This is a genomic window from Neisseria sp. P0024.S006 (assembly GCF_051956595.1).
Lineage (GTDB): Bacteria > Pseudomonadota > Gammaproteobacteria > Burkholderiales > Neisseriaceae > Neisseria.
In genome coordinates this window covers 526,912-542,888 of the sequence record NZ_JBQCXH010000001.1, presented here as the reverse complement: position 1 = coordinate 542,888, position 15,977 = coordinate 526,912, and the positions used below count along the sequence as shown (strand labels likewise).

Below are 15,977 nucleotides of genomic sequence, written 5' to 3'. Positions count from 1 at the left end.
AAAGAATGGTTTGTTTGTTGCAAAGATGTTTTTGTTATATTGCTCGAATGTGTTTTCAGATGGCCTTTGTGCTTTAACTTATTTTTAACCCGATTTCTCTGACGAAGCGCCTGTCTTCGCGTACACTTTGGTTTTTTAGAAATGAGAATGGTTTATGTATCACGGCGAGAGATTTAATGCGTACAGCCATTTGGCCGGTTTCTTATTGGCAGTGGCGGCGTTGGTGCTGATGCTGGTGAAAGCGGTGGAATCGGCGGACGGCTATCGGATTGCCGGTGCACTGACTTATGGAGTTTGCCTGCTGCTTCTGTATTTGGGCTCAACCTTATACCACAGCATTCCGCAGCCGAAGGCCAAGGCGATTTTGCAAAAGGTCGATCATTGCATGATTTATCTTTTGATTGCAGGCAGCTATACGCCGTTTACGCTGATTACCCTTCACGGCGGCTGGGGCTGGTCGCTTTTCGGTGTGTCATGGGGGCTGGCTTTGCTGGGCATTGTGCAGGAGCTGACGATTGGGCGCAAAAGCGAGAAGCGGCTGCTGTCGATGGTGATTTATGTGTTGATGGGCTGGTTGATTGTGGTGGCGGTATGGCCGCTGATACAGTCGCTTTCGGCCGGTGGATTATTTTGGCTGGTGTTGGGCGGCGTATTGTATAGCGCGGGGATTTATTGGTTTATCAACGATACGAAAATCCGCCACGGCCACGGTATTTGGCACTTATTTGTCTTGGCAGGCAGTTTGACGCAATTTATCAGTATTTATTTTTATGTGTTGTAGTTTCAGACGGCCTGAAATAAAAAACCTCTCAGTTTGACTGAGAGGTTTTTGTTTGTCGTTAACCTGGGTTTTTGTCGTGGAATTCGTGGAATTCATAGTGATAGGTCAGCTCTTTTCCGGCTTTGGTTTGCGCCAGATAATCGTCGTAAACCGCACGGATTTCCTTACGCAGCAGGAAGAGGGCGATTAAGTTCGGCAAGACCATAAAGCCGTTGAACATATCGGACATACTCCAAACCAAATCCACTTTGCCCAATGTACCCAATACGATGGCCACCAAAACCAGTGCGCGGTAGATGCCCAAGTGTTTGCCACGGAACAGGAAGCGGATATTGGATTCGCCGAAGTAGTACCAGCCGATGATGGTGGTAAAGGCGAAGAAGGTCAGGCAGACGGCAAGCAGTTGCGAACCGAAACCCGGGAAGGCTTTGTTAAACGCCAGTTGGGTAACTGCCGCGCCGGTTTCGCCGGACAGGTTGGCATCGGTCAGCAGGATAATCAGCGCGGTTGCCGTGCAGACCATCAGCGTATCGATAAAGATACCGATAAACGCGGCCATACCTTGTTGCACAGGGTGTTTGACGTTGGCGGTCGCATGAGCGTGCGGGGTTGAACCCATACCGGCTTCATTGGAAAACAGGCCGCGCGCCACACCGAAGCGGACTGCCTCGCGCATACCGATACCGGCCGCACCGCCCAATACCGCTTCAGGATTGAAAGCGGCGACAAAGATATTGTGGAACATCGGGATGATGTGGTCGGAGAATTTGAACAAAATAATCACCGCACACAAGATGTAAATCACCGCCATAAACGGCACGACAAATTGCGCGATACCGGCAATGCGGTTGATGCCGCCGATGATGATCAGACCGGCGAATACCGCCAAAGCAATGCCGACAGCCATCGGGGGAATATCGAAAGCCAAATTCATGGCAGAGGCGATAGAGTTGGATTGGGTCGCGTTACCGATGAAACCCAGAGCGATAATCAAGGCGATGGAGAAAAAGCCGGACAGGAAACGCGCCGCGCCACGGCCGATTTTCGGGGTCAGGCCGTGCGTGATGTAAAACGCAGGGCCGCCAATGTATTTGCCGTGGCTGACCACGCGGTATTTTTGCGCCAAAACGGCTTCTGCAAAAATGGTAGACATGCCCAAAATGGCAGACAGCCACATCCAAAAAATGGCACCCGGGCCGCCGGCAGTAATTGCAGTGGCGACACCGGCAACGTTACCGGTACCGATTTGCGCGGAAATCGCTACGGCAAGCGCTTGAAATTGAGACAGGGATTTGCCTTCGTGGTCTTTGTCTTTTTTGCTGAACAAGCCGCCGAAAACGGATTTGAAACCCGTCCCCAATTTGGTCACTTGCGGTGCGCCCAAGTACAGGGTAAAGAATAGGCCGATACCGATTAAGGCATAAATCAGCAGGTAGTCCCAAAGAACCTGATTGACTGCACCCACCAGAGCAGACAATATTTCTTCCATAATAAAACCTTTAATAAAAACAATAAAAATAAAATGATACGGGTAACTACTCCCACTCATTTTTCGCGTTTGGCAATATCGGCGAGCAGGCCGTTTTGCCATTTGATACCGGTTAAGTTGTTAACAATTTTGACCGATTTTGTCATCATACCGTAAACCTTCGTGAATTAAAACGAAAACTGACAAAGGGTTGCCGCAAATGTGCTTCTTTATTTAAAAAAGGTTTTTTTGTTTTCAGACGGCCTGTTTTTGCAAATGTTTGGGCCGTCTGAATATTTTGGGTAAAGACAACTTATGATAAAATGCACGCCTTATAAATGAAGCAAATTCCGCCTCAACGCGTGAAAAAATGAAAGGAATCAATATGGCAGGCCATAGTAAGTGGGCAAATATCCAACACAAAAAAGCCCGACAAGATGCCAAACGCGGCAAAATCTTTACCCGTCTGATTAAAGAAATTACCGTTGCTGCCCGCATGGGCGGCGGCGACCCCGGCGCAAACCCGCGCCTGCGCCTGGCTTTGGAAAAAGCTGCTGAAAACAATATGCCTAAAGACAACGTGCAACGTGCCATCGATAAAGGTACGGGCAATCTGGAAGGCGTGGAATACATCGAGTTGCGTTACGAAGGCTACGGTATTGGCGGCGCAGCTTTGATGGTGGACTGTCTGACCGACAACAAAACCCGTACCGTTGCCGATGTGCGCCATGCGTTCACTAAAAACGGCGGTAACTTGGGTACCGACGGCTGCGTAGCGTTCAACTTCGTTCATCAAGGCTATTTGGTGTTTGAACCAGGTGTTGACGAAGATGCGCTGATGGAAGCGGCTTTGGAAGCCGGTGCGGAAGACGTCATCACCAACGACGACGGTTCCATCGAAGTGATTACCGCGCCGAACGACTGGGCAGGCGTGAAAGCGGCATTGGAAGCCGCAGGCTACAAATCTGTTGACGGTGACGTTACCATGCGCGCCCAAAACGAAACCGAGCTGAGCGGCGAAGATGCGGTTAAGATGCAAAAACTGATTGACGCATTGGAAGATTTGGACGACGTACAAGACGTTTACACTTCTGCCGTGTTGAATCTGGACTAAATGGTTTAAAGAACAAAAGGCCGTCTGAAATTTCAGACGGCCTTTTTATATTGAAACCAATCAGATTTTTCTGGTTTTCAACCAAGCCCAAAGCAGCAGCAATACCACGAAGCTGAAATACAAAATACTCCACACCGGCAGGGCGACGCCGAATAGATAGTCCGGCTCGGCGCAGTTGCCAAAGCCGCGGACGATGGGTTCAAACCAATCGAACAAAGGCCAGTCGCGCAGGCGGAAGGTCCAAGGTGCGCCGCAAGAAGGGGCGGTGCCGGGCGGCAGGCTTTGCAACCAAATTTGATAGGCGGCGACACCGGCGCCGTAGACGGCCGGAGCGGCAATCAACAATGCAGAGAGCGAACGGGCAAATTTGGAAGATTGCGAGCTGAACGCTGTAACAATGGCCAACAGCCCGACACCCAATACGCACAAGCGTTGCAGGATGCACAATACGCACGGGTTCATGCCCAAAACGTATTGGGAAATAAAGGAGCCGCAGGCGGCAAATATGGAGAGGACGACTAAAAATAAAACAGTCTTGCGGAAAAAGTTCATAAGATAAAACCTTTCAGACGGCCTGGACGCAAAACAGCCGATAAATAATGTTTACTTTAACACAAAACGCATATGCTTTTTTTGGTTTGACGGTTTTTTGCGTATGTTTGTTGATATTGCGTAACGATATACATAGAAACAAAATGTGTCGTACAGAAAAGGCCGTCTGAAATGTTCAGACGGCCTTTAGGGGAGAGACGTTTTATTTTTTCCCGTGAGATTTTTTGACATCTGCTTCAGTAATCGTACCGCCGCCATTATTAAAGGCGTTCATGATGTAAGTGGCAACGGCGGCAACATCGGCATCATTGATGGCGGTAGAAGGCATGAAGCCGTTGTAGGGTTTGCCGTTCACTTTAATCGGGCCGTTGATGCCCTTGGTCATGCTTTGCAACAGGACTTGAGGTTTTTTGTTGATATAGTCGGACTGGAACAGTGGCGGGAACATGGCGCCACGGCCTTCGCCCTTTTTGCCGTGGCAGGCGGCGCAGTTGGTTTCGTAAATCTTTTGTCCTTTGCTCATCAGCGTGGCATCAGCGGCAAAAGCGGTTGGGAGGCTGAGTGCGGTCAGGAGGAGCAGGATGGGGCGGAGTGCAGTCATGATGTGTTCCTTTTTGAGTCGTGTTTTTGATGGCTACACGCTTGGTTTGCGTTTGAATAACTTGATGATAACGCTAAAGGCCGTCTGAAAGTGGATTTTTCAGACGGCCTTTGGTTTAGGTCAAATCCAGCCTTGCAGATTGGCCCGGCTTAATTGGGCAAGTGCGGCAATCCAGTCGGCGGAATCGTTGAGGCAGGGGATGTAACGGTATTCTTTGCCGCCAGCGGCGTGGAATTGTTCGCGTCCCATAATGGCGATTTCTTCCATGGTTTCGAGGCAGTCGGCCATGAAACCGGGGCAGAAGACGTCGAGTTTGGTCGTGCCTTGTTTCGGAAGCTCATCAAACAAGGCTTGCGTGCTGGGCTTGACCCATTGGGATTTGCCAAACTGGCTTTGGAAAGAAACGATGTATTCTTGTTCGGACAAGCCCAATGCCTGCGCGAGCAGTTTGGCGGTATGGTGGCACTCGTCAGGATAGGGGTCGCCGTCGTCATGATGCTTTTGCGGAATGCCGTGGAAGCTCAACATCAGTTTTTCGCCGCGTCCGTTTTGGGCCCAATAGGCTTCGATGTGCTGCTTCATGGCTTGAATATAAGCGGCATCGTCGTAATAACGGGAAACAGTGCGGACGCTCATTTGGTTGCGTTGCAGCAATAATTCTTGGAATACTTTGTCCAAAGCCGCGCCGGTGGAAGAGCCGGCATATTGCGGATAAAGCGGGATGACCAGCAATTTGCCCACGCCTTGGGCTTTGAGTTCCGCCAAAACGTCGGCAACGCTCGGGTTGCCGTAAGTCATGGCATGACGGACGATGACATCGGGCAAATGTTTGGCCAGGGCTTCTGCTTGGCGGTGTGTGTAAACCTCAAGCGGCGAACCTTCTTTAAACCAAACTTTTTCATAGGCATGCGCGCTTTTTTTCGGGCGAAAAGTTAATACCAAGCCGCGCAATATCGGTTGCCATAAGAGCTTGGGCAATTCGACAACGCGTTGATCGGACAGAAATTCTTTCAAGTAGGGCTTGACTGCGGCAGCAGTGGGCGCGTCAGGCGTGCCGAGGTTGAGCAGCAGGACGGCGGTACGGTTTTGTGCGGTGTAGGCTAGGGCCGGTTCGGTATGGAAACGGGACATGGTTGTGCTTTATTAATGAAGAATATTGAGGCCGTCTGAAAAGTAGTTTGAATCAAAACCTGGTTTCAGACGGCCTTTAAAAGGATTAATCCACACCACGGGCGCGGTTTTCATGGAATTGCGCCTGCCAATCGGCAAATTTGCCTTGTTCGATGGCTTCGCGCATTTCTGCCATGATGACTTGGTAGAAGTGCAGATTGTGGATGGTGTTGAGCTGTGCGCCCAAGATTTCGCCGACTCGGTGCAGGTGGTGCAAGTAGGAGCGGCTGAAATTCTGACAGGCGTAGCAGGTGCAGCTTTCATCAATCGGACGCTTGTCGAGTTTGTGTTTGGCGTTTTTGATTTTCAAATCGCCAAAACGGGTAAACAGCCAGCCGTTACGCGCATTGCGGGTGGGCATGACGCAGTCGAACATATCCACGCCGTGTGCCACGCCGTACACCAAGTCTTCAGGCGTGCCGACGCCCATTAAATAGTGTGGTTTGTGTTCCGGCAGGATAGGGCCGACGGCGCGCAACATGCGGTACATTTCGGGCTTAGGTTCGCCAACGGACAAGCCGCCGATGGCCAAGCCGGGGAAGTCGAGCTCTTCCAAACCTTTCAGTGATTCTTCGCGCAAATCTTCATACATCGCGCCTTGTACAATGCCAAACAGCGCATTCGGATTTTTCAGGTCTTCAAAAGCCTTTTTGCTTCGCTCCGCCCAGCGCAGGCTCATTTGCAGCGATTTTTGCGCTTGGCTGTGTGTTGCTTCGCCCGAGGTGCATTCGTCCAACTGCATCACGATGTCGGAATTCAACACAGTTTGGATTTTCATCGACACTTCTGGTGAGAGGAACAGTTTGTCGCCGTTGATCGGGCTTTGGAATGTACAGCCTTCTTCGGTCAGCTTGCGCATGTCGGACAACGAAAACACTTGGAAACCACCTGAGTCGGTCAAAATCGGCTTGTCCCAACCGATAAATTCGTGCAGGCCGCCGAATTGTTCGATGACTTCTAAACCTGGGCGCAGCCACAGATGGTAAGTGTTGCCTAAGATGATTTGCGCTTTGATGTCATGCAGGTTTTGCGGGTTCATCGCTTTGACCGAACCGTAAGTGCCGACCGGCATAAATACCGGCGTTTCGATTTTGCCGTGGTTCAGTTCCAAAGTACCGCGTCGGGCATGACCGTCTTTTTTGTGTAAGGTAAATTTGAGCATAATAATAAGAGATTGGACGTTCGCGTGTGTGCGAAATGAAAGGGCAGATTATAAAGGATTTTTCGTTGGTTGACGGCTGGATTTTATCTTTGTCAAAACAATGCTTCAGACGGCCTGAATAATAGAAGAAATAAAAAATGAGACATAAATCAAACAAAAATATCCAGGCCGTCTGAAAAGTATTTACAGATGCTTGCAAAAGGGAACACGCTTCGTTACAATAAGCGACTTAGATGAAGGCACATAGCTCAGTTGGTTAGAGCACCACCTTGACATGGTGGGGGTCGTTGGTTCGAGTCCAATTGTGCCTACCAAATTTCCATAACGGCTTTATGCCGTTATTTTTTAATGTTTTGGAGCTTTCTGATGTTGAACATTACCTTGCCGGACGGTTCGGTCCGCCAATATGAATCACCCGTTACCGTGGCGCAAATTGCAGCGTCTATCGGTGCAGGTTTGGCAAAGGCAACGGTAGCAGGCAAGGTTAACGGTAAATTGGTGGATGCTTGCGATCCGATTACCGAAGATGCCCACGTTCAAATCATTACGCCTAAAGATAAAGAAGGCGTGGAAATTATCCGCCACTCCTGCGCGCACTTGGTCGGTCATGCGGTCAAGCAGCTCTACCCTGATGCCAAAATGGTTATCGGCCCGGTGATTGAAGACGGGTTCTATTACGATATTGCAACTGAAAAACCATTTACGCCTGATGATGTAGCCGCCATCGAAGCGCGCATGAAAGAATTGATTGCACAAGACTATGACGTCATTAAAGTGATGACGCCCCGTGCAGAAACCATCAAAATTTTCCAAGATCGCGGCGAAGAGTACAAATTGCGTCTGATTGAAGACATGCCTGAAGTGGAAGCAATGGGTATGTATCATCATCAAGAATACGTCGATATGTGCCGCGGTCCTCACGTTCCCAATACCCGTTTCTTGAAAAACTTCAAGCTGACCAAACTGGCAGGCGCATACTGGCGCGGCGACAGCAACAATGAAATGCTGCAACGTATTTACGGTACAGCTTGGGCAAGTAAAGACGAATTAAAAGCCTATATCCAACGCATCGAGGAAGCGGAAAAACGCGATCATCGTAAGCTGGGTAAACAATTGGATTTGTTCCACCTGCAAGATGAAGCGCCAGGCATGGTGTTCTGGCATCCTAAAGGCTGGGCTTTGTGGCAAGTGATTGAGCAGCATATGCGCAAAGAGCTGAATACTGCCGGCTATAAAGAGGTGAAAACACCTCAGATTATGGATAAAACCTTCTGGGAAAAATCCGGCCACTGGGAAAACTATAAAGACAATATGTTTGTGACCAGTTCAGAAAAACGAGAATACGCGGTTAAACCGATGAACTGTCCGGGTCATGTGCAAATTTTCAATAACGGTTTGCGCTCATATCGCGATTTACCGATGCGTTTGGCTGAGTTCGGTTCTTGCCATCGTAATGAACCAAGCGGTGCGTTGCATGGTCTGATGCGTGTTCGCGGTTTTGTGCAGGATGATGCGCATATCTTCTGTACTGAAGATCAAATCGTTGATGAAGCACGTGCATTCAATGAATTGCTGGTTCGCATTTACAAACAATTCGGCTTCCATGATGTTGCTGTGAAGTTGTCCCTCCGCCCTGAGCAACGTGCAGGTTCTGACGAAGTCTGGGATAAAGCCGAACAAGGCCTGCGTGATGCGTTGACCGCTTGCGGCGTAGAGTGGGAAGAATTGCCTGGCGAAGGCGCATTCTACGGTCCTAAGATTGAGTACCATGTCAAAGATGCCTTGGGTCGCTCTTGGCAGTGCGGTACCCTGCAATTGGACTTCGTATTGCCGGAGCGTTTGAATGCAGAATATGTAACCGAAAACAACGACCGTGCGCGTCCTGTAATGTTGCACCGTGCTATTTTGGGTTCATTGGAACGCTTCATCGGTATTCTGATTGAAAACCATGCAGGCTCATTCCCATTATGGCTTGCGCCGGTTCAAATGGTGATTATGAATATTACCGAGAACCAGGCAGATTATTGTCGCGAAGTAGCTGCCAAGTTGCAGGCAGCAGGCTTCCGTGTTGAATTGGATTTGCGTAACGAAAAAATCGGTTACAAAATCCGCGACAACAGCCAATACCGTTTCCCTTATCAAATCGTTGTCGGCGATAAAGAGAAACAAGAAAACAAAGTTGCGGTACGCCGCAAAGCAGAAGACTTGGGTTCTTTGAATGTCGATGATTTCATTGCACAATTGCAGCAAGAAATCACCGACGCCCTCGTCAATCATTAATTTTTATAGGAGTATTCATCATCGCTCAAGAACGCGAAGCACGAATCAATGGTGAAATTACCGCCAAAGAAGTGCGATTAATCAGTGAGTCAGGCGATCAGCTTGGTGTCGTTTCAGTTCGTGAAGCTCTGGCTATGGCCGAAGAGCAAGATGTCGATTTGGTAGAAATTTCCCCGACTGCCAAACCACCTGTATGCAAACTGATGGATTACGGTAAATATAAATACCAACAAGCCAAGAAGCGCGACGAAGCCAAGAAAAACCAAAAGCAGGTACAAATCAAGGAAATTAAATTCCGTCCGGGTACAGATGAAGGCGACTATCAAATCAAGATGCGCAACATCAACCGTTTCCTTGCCGATGGTGACAAAGTCAAAGTAACATTGCGTTTCCGCGGTCGTGAAATGGCCCACCAACAATTGGGTGCACAACTGCTTGAGCGCGTAAAAGAAGATTTGGCGGAAGTAGCGCAAATCGAGTCCTTCCCTAAAATGGAAGGCCGCCAAATGGTGATGATGATTGCGCCTAAGAAAAAATAAAGCTATAATCCAAGGCTTATTTCGATTGCCGCTCGAAATAAGGTTTAATTAGCGGCAAAAACCGTGGTATTTTGGGTTTCAAGCGTTTGAAATTTATTTCAAAACCCCCTTATACCTTATCTAATAACGAATGGAGTTTTCCAATGCCTAAAATGAAAACCAAGTCTAGCGCGAAAAAACGCTTTAAAGTACTGGGTAACGGTGGTGTAAAACGCGGTCATGCGTTCAAAAGTCACATCCTGACTAAAAAAACCACTAAAACTAAACGTCAATTGCGCGGCACCGCTATGGTGGATTCACGCGATTTGGCTTCTGTTGCTAAAATGTTGCCCTACGCTTAAGGAGTTTAGAATATGCCACGCGTAAAACGCGGTGTTACCGCTCGTGCTCGTCACCAAAAAGTCTTCGCGTTAGCCAAAGGCTATCGCGGTCGTCGTAAAAACGTTTACCGTGTTGCCAAACAAGCGGTAATGAAAGCCGGTCAATATGCATACCGTGACCGTCGCCAACGCAAACGTCAATTCCGTCAACTGTGGATTGTTCGTATCAACGCAGGTGCCCGTGAAAATGGTCTGTCTTACAGCAAATTCATGAACGGCCTGAAACGCGCTGCTATCGAAATCGACCGCAAAGTATTGGCTGATTTGGCTGTATTCGACAAAGCTGCATTTGCACAATTGGTTGAAAAAGCTAAAGCTGCTTTGGCTGCTTAATTCGATAAGATTATTTAAAAAGGAAGCTTATGCTTCCTTTTTTCTTTTCTAAAAGAAACTCTATGTAGTTGATTTTCTTTCTTTAAACTCTATTTTTTTATACTGATTTGCGATAAAATAGGCCCCTCTTATCAAACGGATTGGCCGCACTAATACAAAAGGCCGTCTGAACAGGTTTGAAATCAAACCCAACAGACGGCTTTGTTGTTTCAGACGGCCTGCCATCAACAAACAGACGATAAACCACCATGGAAAATGTAAACCGTATCGTTGCAGAAGGTATTGCCGCTATTGAAGCCGCGCAAGACTTCAATGCTTTAGAACAAATTAAAGCACGCTATCTTGGTAAAACCGGCGAATTGACCGGACTTTTGAAAACTTTGGGTCAAATGTCTCCTGAAGAGCGTAAAACCATAGGCGCGCACATCAACGAATGCAAAAATCAGTTTCAGACGGCCTTTAATGCCAAACGCGATGCCCTGAATGAAGCCAAGTTGCAAGCCCAATTGGCTGCAGAAGCCTTGGATATTACTTTGCCGGGCCGTGCACAAGAGTATGGCGGTTTGCATCCTGTTACTTTAACTTTGCAACGAGTGGTCGAGCTGTTTCACGGTATGGGTTTCGAAGTGGCAGACGGCCCTGAAATCGAAGATGATTTCCATAATTTCCAAGCCTTGAATATTCCTGCAAATCACCCCGCGCGTGCGATGCAAGATACCTTCTATGTTGAAAACGGCGACGTTTTGCGTACACACACTTCGCCTATTCAAATCCGCTATATGCTCGACAAAAAAGAGCCGCCTATCCGCATTATTGCTCCCGGCCGCGTTTACCGTGTGGACAGTGATGCCACTCACTCGCCTATGTTCCATCAGGCCGAAGGTTTGTGGGTGGAAGAGGGTGTCACTTTTGCCGATTTGAAAGCAGTGTTTACTGACTTTATCCGTCGCTTCTTTGAACGCGATGACCTGCAAGTGCGTTTCCGTCCGTCTTTCTTCCCATTTACCGAGCCTTCTGCCGAAATCGACATCATGGGCGAAAACGGCAAATGGTTGGAAGTAGGCGGTTGTGGTATGGTACATCCTAACGTATTGAAAAACGTCAATATCGACCCTGAAAAATATACCGGTTTCGCTTTCGGTATCGGTCTCGACCGCTTTGCCATGTTGCGCTACAACGTCAATGACCTGCGCTTGTTCTTCGATAACGATTTGAACTTCTTGAAGCAGTTTAAATAAATTTCAGATGGTCTTTTGATAGGCCGTCTGAAAAAGTGAATAGATATTACTGATTTCGTCTGATAAAAATTTGTTTCAGACGGCTTGATAGTAGAGAAAATAATATGCAATTTCCTTATTCATGGCTGAGAACCCAAGCCAATCCTGATCTTTCTGCCGATAAACTGGAACATCTTTTGACCATGGCTGGTTTGGAAGTGGAAGAAATCGATACTGCTGCCCCTGCTTTCAGTGGCGTGGTTGTTGCCGAAGTAAAATCTGTTGAAAAGCATCCTGATGCAGACCGTTTGAACGTTACCCAAGTTGATGCCGGTACGGGCGAGTTGGTTCAGATTGTTTGTGGTGCGCCGAATGTTAAGCCAGGCATTAAAGTACCGTGTTCGCTGCCGGGTGCCGTTTTGCCGGGTAATTTCAAAATTAAGCCGACTAAAATGCGCGGTGTACCATCAAACGGTATGCTGTGCTCGACCAATGAATTGGGTTTGCCTGATGATGGTGTAGACGGTCTGCATATTCTGCCTGAAGATGCGCCTGTCGGTACCAATATCCGCGAATACTTAGATTTGGACGATACGCTGTTTACGTTGAAAATTACGCCCAACCGCGCTGACTGCTTGAGCGTTAAGGGCATTGCGCGTGAAGTTTCTGCGTTGACCCAATGTGCGTTTACGCCTGTTGAAATTCAGACGGCCTCTATCAGCAGCGAGAAAAAACAGGCTGTCCGTATTGATGCACCGGCCGACTGCGGCCGTTTTATCAGCCGCGTTATTGAAAATGTCAACGCGAAAGCGCCTACTCCAGATTGGATGAAACAACGTTTGGAACGCAGCGGTATCCGCAGCATTTCCGCATTGGTGGACATCGGCAACTATGTCATGCTGGAAATCGGTCAGCCTATGCATGTTTTCGATGCTGACAAGCTGTCGGGCAGTTTGATTGTCCGCCGTGCTCAAAATGGCGAGACGTTGGCGTGTCTGAATGAGAAGACCGTTACTTTGGCTGACAATACATTGGTGGTTGCTGATGAAAAAGGTGTGTTGAGCTTGGCTGGTTTGATGGGCGGCGAGGCAAGTGCGGTTTCTGATGAGACGCAAAATATTGTATTGGAAGCGGCTTGGTTTGCCCCGGAGATTATTGCCGGCAAATCCCGTCAATACGGTTTTGGTTCGGATTCTTCTTTCCGCTTTGAGCGTGGCGTGGATTACCGCTTGCAAGCTGATGCCATTGAGCGCGCTACCGAATTGGTGTTGCAGATTTGCGGTGGCGCGGCCGGTGAAATGGTTGAGGCACAAGGCAAATTGCCTGAGGCTAAACAGGTTGAATTGCGTTTAGGCCGTCTGAAAACGGTATTGGGCGTTGAAATCCCTGCCGAGCAAGTCGAAATTATCTTGCAACACTTGGGTTTGCAGCCTGAGAAAACTGCAGAAGGCTTCCGTGTCACTTCTCCTAGCTTCCGTTTCGATATTGAAATTGAAGCCGATTTGATTGAAGAAATCGGTCGTGTTTACGGTTATGAAAATATTCCTGACGACTATACTTCAGGCCGTCTGAAAATGTTGGCTTTGCCTGAAACCAAACGCCCGCGTTTTGCGGTTTATAACGAAATGGCGGCTCGCGGTTACCGCGAAGTGGTCAGCTATGCGTTTGTGGATGAGCAATGGGAGCAAGACTTTGCTGCCAATACCCATCCTATCCGCCTGCAAAATCCGTTGGCGGCGCAGTATGCCGTCATGCGTTCTACGCTGATCGGCGGTTTGGTGGAAGTTTTGCAAAACAATTTGAACCGTAAGCAAAACCGTGTACGCGTATTTGAAATTGCCCGCGTGTTCCGCAAAGATTCGGCTGATCAATTTGTTCAAAACGAACGTATCGGCGGTTTGTGGTATGGCTCCGTGTTGCCCGAGCAATGGGGCGAGAAAACACGCAACGTAGATTTCTACGATATGAAAGCCGATGTTGAGAGCCTTTTGAAAAACAAAGAAGTATCCTTTGTGAAGACAGAACATCCGGCATTGCACCCAGGACGTGCCGCCAATATCGTTTCAGACGGCAAAGTAGTTGGTTTTGTCGGCGAGTTGCATCCGAAATGGCTGCAAAAATATGATTTGCCACAAGCGCCGCTGGTGTTTGAAATCGATATGGATGCGGTATTGGGCCGTGAGAAAACCCGTTATCAGACCGTATCCAAATTCCAGCCTGCACGCCGAGATTTGGCATTTGTAATGCCTGAGGCTGTAACGCATGATGATTTGTTAAATGCCCTGAAAGCGGCGGCGAACAAACTGGTTCAAGAAATCAGCGTGTTTGACGTTTACCGCGGTACGGGCGTGCCTGAAGGCATGAAGAGCGTTGCCGTCAAAATCATTTTGCAGGATATGGAAAATACGCTGACAGATGAAGTCATCGAACCTTTGGTTGCGAAAATGATTAAAGCTGCAGCCGAAAAAGACGCGCAACTTCGCGCTTAAAACAAGATAAAAGTTGTCGCCAAAAATTGCCAATCATATTTGATTTTTTGGTGAGGACTTGATTTTTAAAAGAATTTTGGTAATAATTGCACCAGTTTGAATGAAGGTAAACACATGACACTAACTAAAGCAGAATTGGCCGATATTTTGGTCGACAAAGTCAGCAACGTCACCAAAAATGATGCCAAAGAAATCGTCGAGCTCTTTTTTGAAGAAATCCGCAGCACTTTGGCGCGTGGCGAAGAAATTAAAATTTCCGGTTTCGGCAATTTCCAATTGCGCGACAAACCTCAACGCCCGGGCCGTAACCCTAAAACCGGCGAAGAAGTGCCGATTACCGCACGCCGTGTGGTAACTTTCCATGCCAGCCAAAAACTTAAAGGCATGGTGGAGCATTACTATGACAAACAACAATAACCCGGTTATTCCTGCCAAGCGTTATTTTACGTTGGATGAGATGTGCCAATTGGTGCAAATCAGTCCGGCTCAGTTTGCCCAATGGCAACATGAAAATAATGTTGTGATTGGATACGGTGGCGATCGATATACGCGCTCAGATGTCGTTAAGTTGTTGAAACTGAAAGATACGTTTGAACCGTATATCGATACGTTCAGCCGTGGCGCTTTGGATGCAAACGGCAACCCTGCCGCCAATGCGGAAGAAGTCCGTCATGGTCTGGTGCAGATTTTGTCTGATTTGGAGCGTCATCTGGGTTCTGAACAACAAAACCACCATGTCGAGCCGTAATCGATAAGGAAATTGTGATCAAAAGTGCGAAGGCATACAAAGATTTGCATGATTGATTATTGTAAAGGCTGTTTGAATTGTTTTCAGACGGCCTTTATTGTTTTATATTGCTTTCAAAATATCAGAATCTTGATTGCAAATGATTCTATGAAATAGCCGTAAATGTTATACTTAGCCTCTTGTTTGCCGATTGGGAAAAGTGGCCATTTGTTTTTGCGGCAGACTAAGTTTTTTACAATAAATGTAACGGCAGAATAGATTAGGCTGTCGGACAACATTCAAATCGATGAAATGGATAGCAGAAAATGAGCAGAATCCAACAAACTTTCTCAGTGCTCAATGGCGCAAAAGCACTGATTCCTTATATTACGGTGGGTGATCCCAACCTTGAGACGACCCTGGCATTGATGCACAGCCTGGTGGTTAACGGTGCCGATATTTTGGAACTGGGTGTGCCGTTTTCTGACCCGATGGCGGATGGTCCGACCATTCAGCGTGCGGCCGAAAGGGCGTTGACAAATCATGTTTCTTTGCACGACGTATTGGAAACAGTACGCTTGTTCCGCCAAACCAATGATAAAACGCCGGTTGTCTTGATGGGCTATTTGAACCCAGTACATAAAATGGGTTATCAAGCGTTTGCACAAGCGGCTGCCGACGCGGGCGTAGATGGCGTGTTGACTGTGGATTCCCCGGTAGAAACCATTACCCCGCTGCATGACTCTTTGAAAGCGCAAGGTATTGATTGTATTTTCCTTATTGCGCCGACAACAACTGAAGAGCGTATTCAAACGATTGCCAAAGTAGCCGGTGGTTTTGTGTATTATGTATCGCTCAAAGGTGTAACCGGTGCGGCAAGTTTGGATACTGAAGAAGTTTCGCGTAAAATAGAGCTTTTGCGCAAATATATTGATATTCCGATCGGTGTCGGCTTCGGCATTAATAATGCGGAGAGTGCGCGTAAGATTGGTGCGGTAGCGGATGCCGTTATTGTCGGCAGCCGTATCGTCAAAGAGATTGAAAGCCACGCAGGTAGCGAGGCTGAAGCGGTAGGCGTGTTGGTTAAAGAGTTGAAAGACGCGATTCGCTAAATTTTTTATTCCATTGTTTCAGACGGCCTTACATTCAACAGGCCGTCTGAAT

At 48.0% G+C, this 15,977-nt stretch carries 16 protein-coding genes and 1 tRNA gene; 12 read left to right on the top strand and 5 right to left on the bottom strand.

Translation table 11 applies throughout. The features are described from left to right. Positions 1-154 precede the first annotated feature (154 nt). Positions 155-781 (top strand): PAQR family membrane homeostasis protein TrhA, encoded by a 627-nt coding sequence (gene trhA / locus ACTHUF_RS02630; RefSeq protein ID WP_070625855.1) that lies wholly within the window; start codon positions 155-157, stop codon positions 779-781. Positions 782-839: 58 nt separating this feature from the next. Here trhA and ACTHUF_RS02625 read toward each other — a convergent pair whose 3' ends face one another. Further along, positions 840-2,270, bottom strand: coding sequence for a sodium:alanine symporter family protein (locus ACTHUF_RS02625; protein WP_315093938.1), 1,431 nt, complete (start codon positions 2,268-2,270; stop codon positions 840-842). 364 nt (positions 2,271-2,634) lie between these two features. Between ACTHUF_RS02625 and ACTHUF_RS02620 the strand changes: the two genes are divergently transcribed. Continuing rightward, entirely contained in the window at positions 2,635-3,363 is a 729-nt protein-coding gene (locus ACTHUF_RS02620; RefSeq protein ID WP_003745951.1) for a YebC/PmpR family DNA-binding transcriptional regulator, read from the top strand. A gap of 60 nt (positions 3,364-3,423) precedes the next feature. On the opposite strand, the gene ACTHUF_RS02615 is transcribed toward ACTHUF_RS02620, so the two are convergent. The 4 genes from ACTHUF_RS02615 to tgt form a co-directional block, all read right to left on the bottom strand. Next, on the bottom strand, positions 3,424-3,915 hold the full coding sequence (locus ACTHUF_RS02615; protein ID WP_003745954.1) for a disulfide bond formation protein B: 492 nt from the start codon (positions 3,913-3,915) through the stop codon (positions 3,424-3,426). Between the two features lie 202 nt (positions 3,916-4,117). Next, positions 4,118-4,516, bottom strand: a complete 399-nt coding sequence (locus ACTHUF_RS02610) for a c-type cytochrome (protein WP_003745956.1) — start codon at positions 4,514-4,516, stop codon at positions 4,118-4,120. Positions 4,517-4,636: 120 nt separating this feature from the next. Then, complete coding sequence (gene hemH, locus ACTHUF_RS02605) at positions 4,637-5,647, bottom strand: ferrochelatase (RefSeq protein ID WP_315093939.1); 1,011 nt, start codon at positions 5,645-5,647, stop codon at positions 4,637-4,639. Positions 5,648-5,732: 85 nt separating this feature from the next. Continuing rightward, on the bottom strand, positions 5,733-6,848 hold the full coding sequence (gene tgt, locus ACTHUF_RS02600) for a tRNA guanosine(34) transglycosylase Tgt (protein ID WP_440406956.1): 1,116 nt from the start codon (positions 6,846-6,848) through the stop codon (positions 5,733-5,735). A 237-nt stretch (positions 6,849-7,085) separates the two neighbouring features. Here tgt and ACTHUF_RS02595 point away from each other — a divergent pair. The 10 genes from ACTHUF_RS02595 (at position 7,086) to trpA (ending at position 15,925) form a co-directional block, all read left to right on the top strand. Beyond that, a tRNA-Val gene (locus ACTHUF_RS02595) sits at positions 7,086-7,162 on the top strand. A gap of 52 nt (positions 7,163-7,214) precedes the next feature. Continuing rightward, positions 7,215-9,128, top strand: a complete 1,914-nt coding sequence (gene thrS, locus ACTHUF_RS02590; protein WP_440406954.1) for a threonine--tRNA ligase — start codon at positions 7,215-7,217, stop codon at positions 9,126-9,128. 17 nt (positions 9,129-9,145) lie between these two features. Beyond that, entirely contained in the window at positions 9,146-9,667 is a 522-nt protein-coding gene (gene infC / locus ACTHUF_RS02585) for a translation initiation factor IF-3 (RefSeq protein WP_079453755.1), read from the top strand. 143 nt (positions 9,668-9,810) lie between these two features. Beyond that, a complete protein-coding gene (gene rpmI / locus ACTHUF_RS02580) occupies positions 9,811-10,008 on the top strand; it encodes a 50S ribosomal protein L35 (protein ID WP_003675505.1) in 198 nt (65 codons plus the stop codon). A 12-nt stretch (positions 10,009-10,020) separates the two neighbouring features. Then, a complete protein-coding gene (gene rplT, locus ACTHUF_RS02575; protein ID WP_003675502.1) occupies positions 10,021-10,380 on the top strand; it encodes a 50S ribosomal protein L20 in 360 nt (119 codons plus the stop codon). 248 nt (positions 10,381-10,628) lie between these two features. Continuing rightward, entirely contained in the window at positions 10,629-11,618 is a 990-nt protein-coding gene (gene pheS, locus ACTHUF_RS02570; RefSeq protein ID WP_049322746.1) for a phenylalanine--tRNA ligase subunit alpha, read from the top strand. A gap of 104 nt (positions 11,619-11,722) precedes the next feature. Next, positions 11,723-14,086, top strand: coding sequence for a phenylalanine--tRNA ligase subunit beta (pheT, locus tag ACTHUF_RS02565; RefSeq protein ID WP_440406951.1), 2,364 nt, complete (start codon positions 11,723-11,725; stop codon positions 14,084-14,086). 114 nt (positions 14,087-14,200) lie between these two features. After that, positions 14,201-14,503, top strand: coding sequence for an integration host factor subunit alpha (locus tag ACTHUF_RS02560; RefSeq protein WP_003680933.1), 303 nt, complete (start codon positions 14,201-14,203; stop codon positions 14,501-14,503). Beyond that, complete coding sequence (locus tag ACTHUF_RS02555) at positions 14,487-14,834, top strand: hypothetical protein (RefSeq protein WP_070823468.1); 348 nt, start codon at positions 14,487-14,489, stop codon at positions 14,832-14,834. The genes ACTHUF_RS02560 and ACTHUF_RS02555 overlap by 17 nt, the downstream gene beginning before the upstream one ends. Before the next feature lie 305 nt (positions 14,835-15,139). Beyond that, the gene (trpA, locus tag ACTHUF_RS02550; RefSeq protein ID WP_440406949.1) at positions 15,140-15,925 is read left to right on the top strand and encodes a tryptophan synthase subunit alpha; all 786 of its coding nucleotides are present in this window, start codon (positions 15,140-15,142) and stop codon (positions 15,923-15,925) included. Positions 15,926-15,977 lie beyond the last annotated feature (52 nt).

What these genes read in the sequence shown, in the direction of transcription:
- trhA (WP_070625855.1), top strand. Translation starts at nt 155, where the DNA reads ATGTATCACGGCGAGAGATTTAATGCGTACAGCCATTTGGCCGGTTTC.
- ACTHUF_RS02625 (WP_315093938.1), bottom strand. Translation starts at nt 2,270, where the DNA reads ATGGAAGAAATATTGTCTGCTCTGGTGGGTGCAGTCAATCAGGTTCTT.
- ACTHUF_RS02620 (WP_003745951.1), top strand. Translation starts at nt 2,635, where the DNA reads ATGGCAGGCCATAGTAAGTGGGCAAATATCCAACACAAAAAAGCCCGA.
- ACTHUF_RS02615 (WP_003745954.1), bottom strand. Translation starts at nt 3,915, where the DNA reads ATGAACTTTTTCCGCAAGACTGTTTTATTTTTAGTCGTCCTCTCCATA.
- ACTHUF_RS02610 (WP_003745956.1), bottom strand. Translation starts at nt 4,516, where the DNA reads ATGACTGCACTCCGCCCCATCCTGCTCCTCCTGACCGCACTCAGCCTC.
- hemH (WP_315093939.1), bottom strand. Translation starts at nt 5,647, where the DNA reads ATGTCCCGTTTCCATACCGAACCGGCCCTAGCCTACACCGCACAAAAC.
- tgt (WP_440406956.1), bottom strand. Translation starts at nt 6,848, where the DNA reads ATGCTCAAATTTACCTTACACAAAAAAGACGGTCATGCCCGACGCGGT.
- thrS (WP_440406954.1), top strand. Translation starts at nt 7,215, where the DNA reads ATGTTGAACATTACCTTGCCGGACGGTTCGGTCCGCCAATATGAATCA.
- rpmI (WP_003675505.1), top strand. Translation starts at nt 9,811, where the DNA reads ATGCCTAAAATGAAAACCAAGTCTAGCGCGAAAAAACGCTTTAAAGTA.
- rplT (WP_003675502.1), top strand. Translation starts at nt 10,021, where the DNA reads ATGCCACGCGTAAAACGCGGTGTTACCGCTCGTGCTCGTCACCAAAAA.
- pheS (WP_049322746.1), top strand. Translation starts at nt 10,629, where the DNA reads ATGGAAAATGTAAACCGTATCGTTGCAGAAGGTATTGCCGCTATTGAA.
- pheT (WP_440406951.1), top strand. Translation starts at nt 11,723, where the DNA reads ATGCAATTTCCTTATTCATGGCTGAGAACCCAAGCCAATCCTGATCTT.
- ACTHUF_RS02560 (WP_003680933.1), top strand. Translation starts at nt 14,201, where the DNA reads ATGACACTAACTAAAGCAGAATTGGCCGATATTTTGGTCGACAAAGTC.
- ACTHUF_RS02555 (WP_070823468.1), top strand. Translation starts at nt 14,487, where the DNA reads ATGACAAACAACAATAACCCGGTTATTCCTGCCAAGCGTTATTTTACG.
- trpA (WP_440406949.1), top strand. Translation starts at nt 15,140, where the DNA reads ATGAGCAGAATCCAACAAACTTTCTCAGTGCTCAATGGCGCAAAAGCA.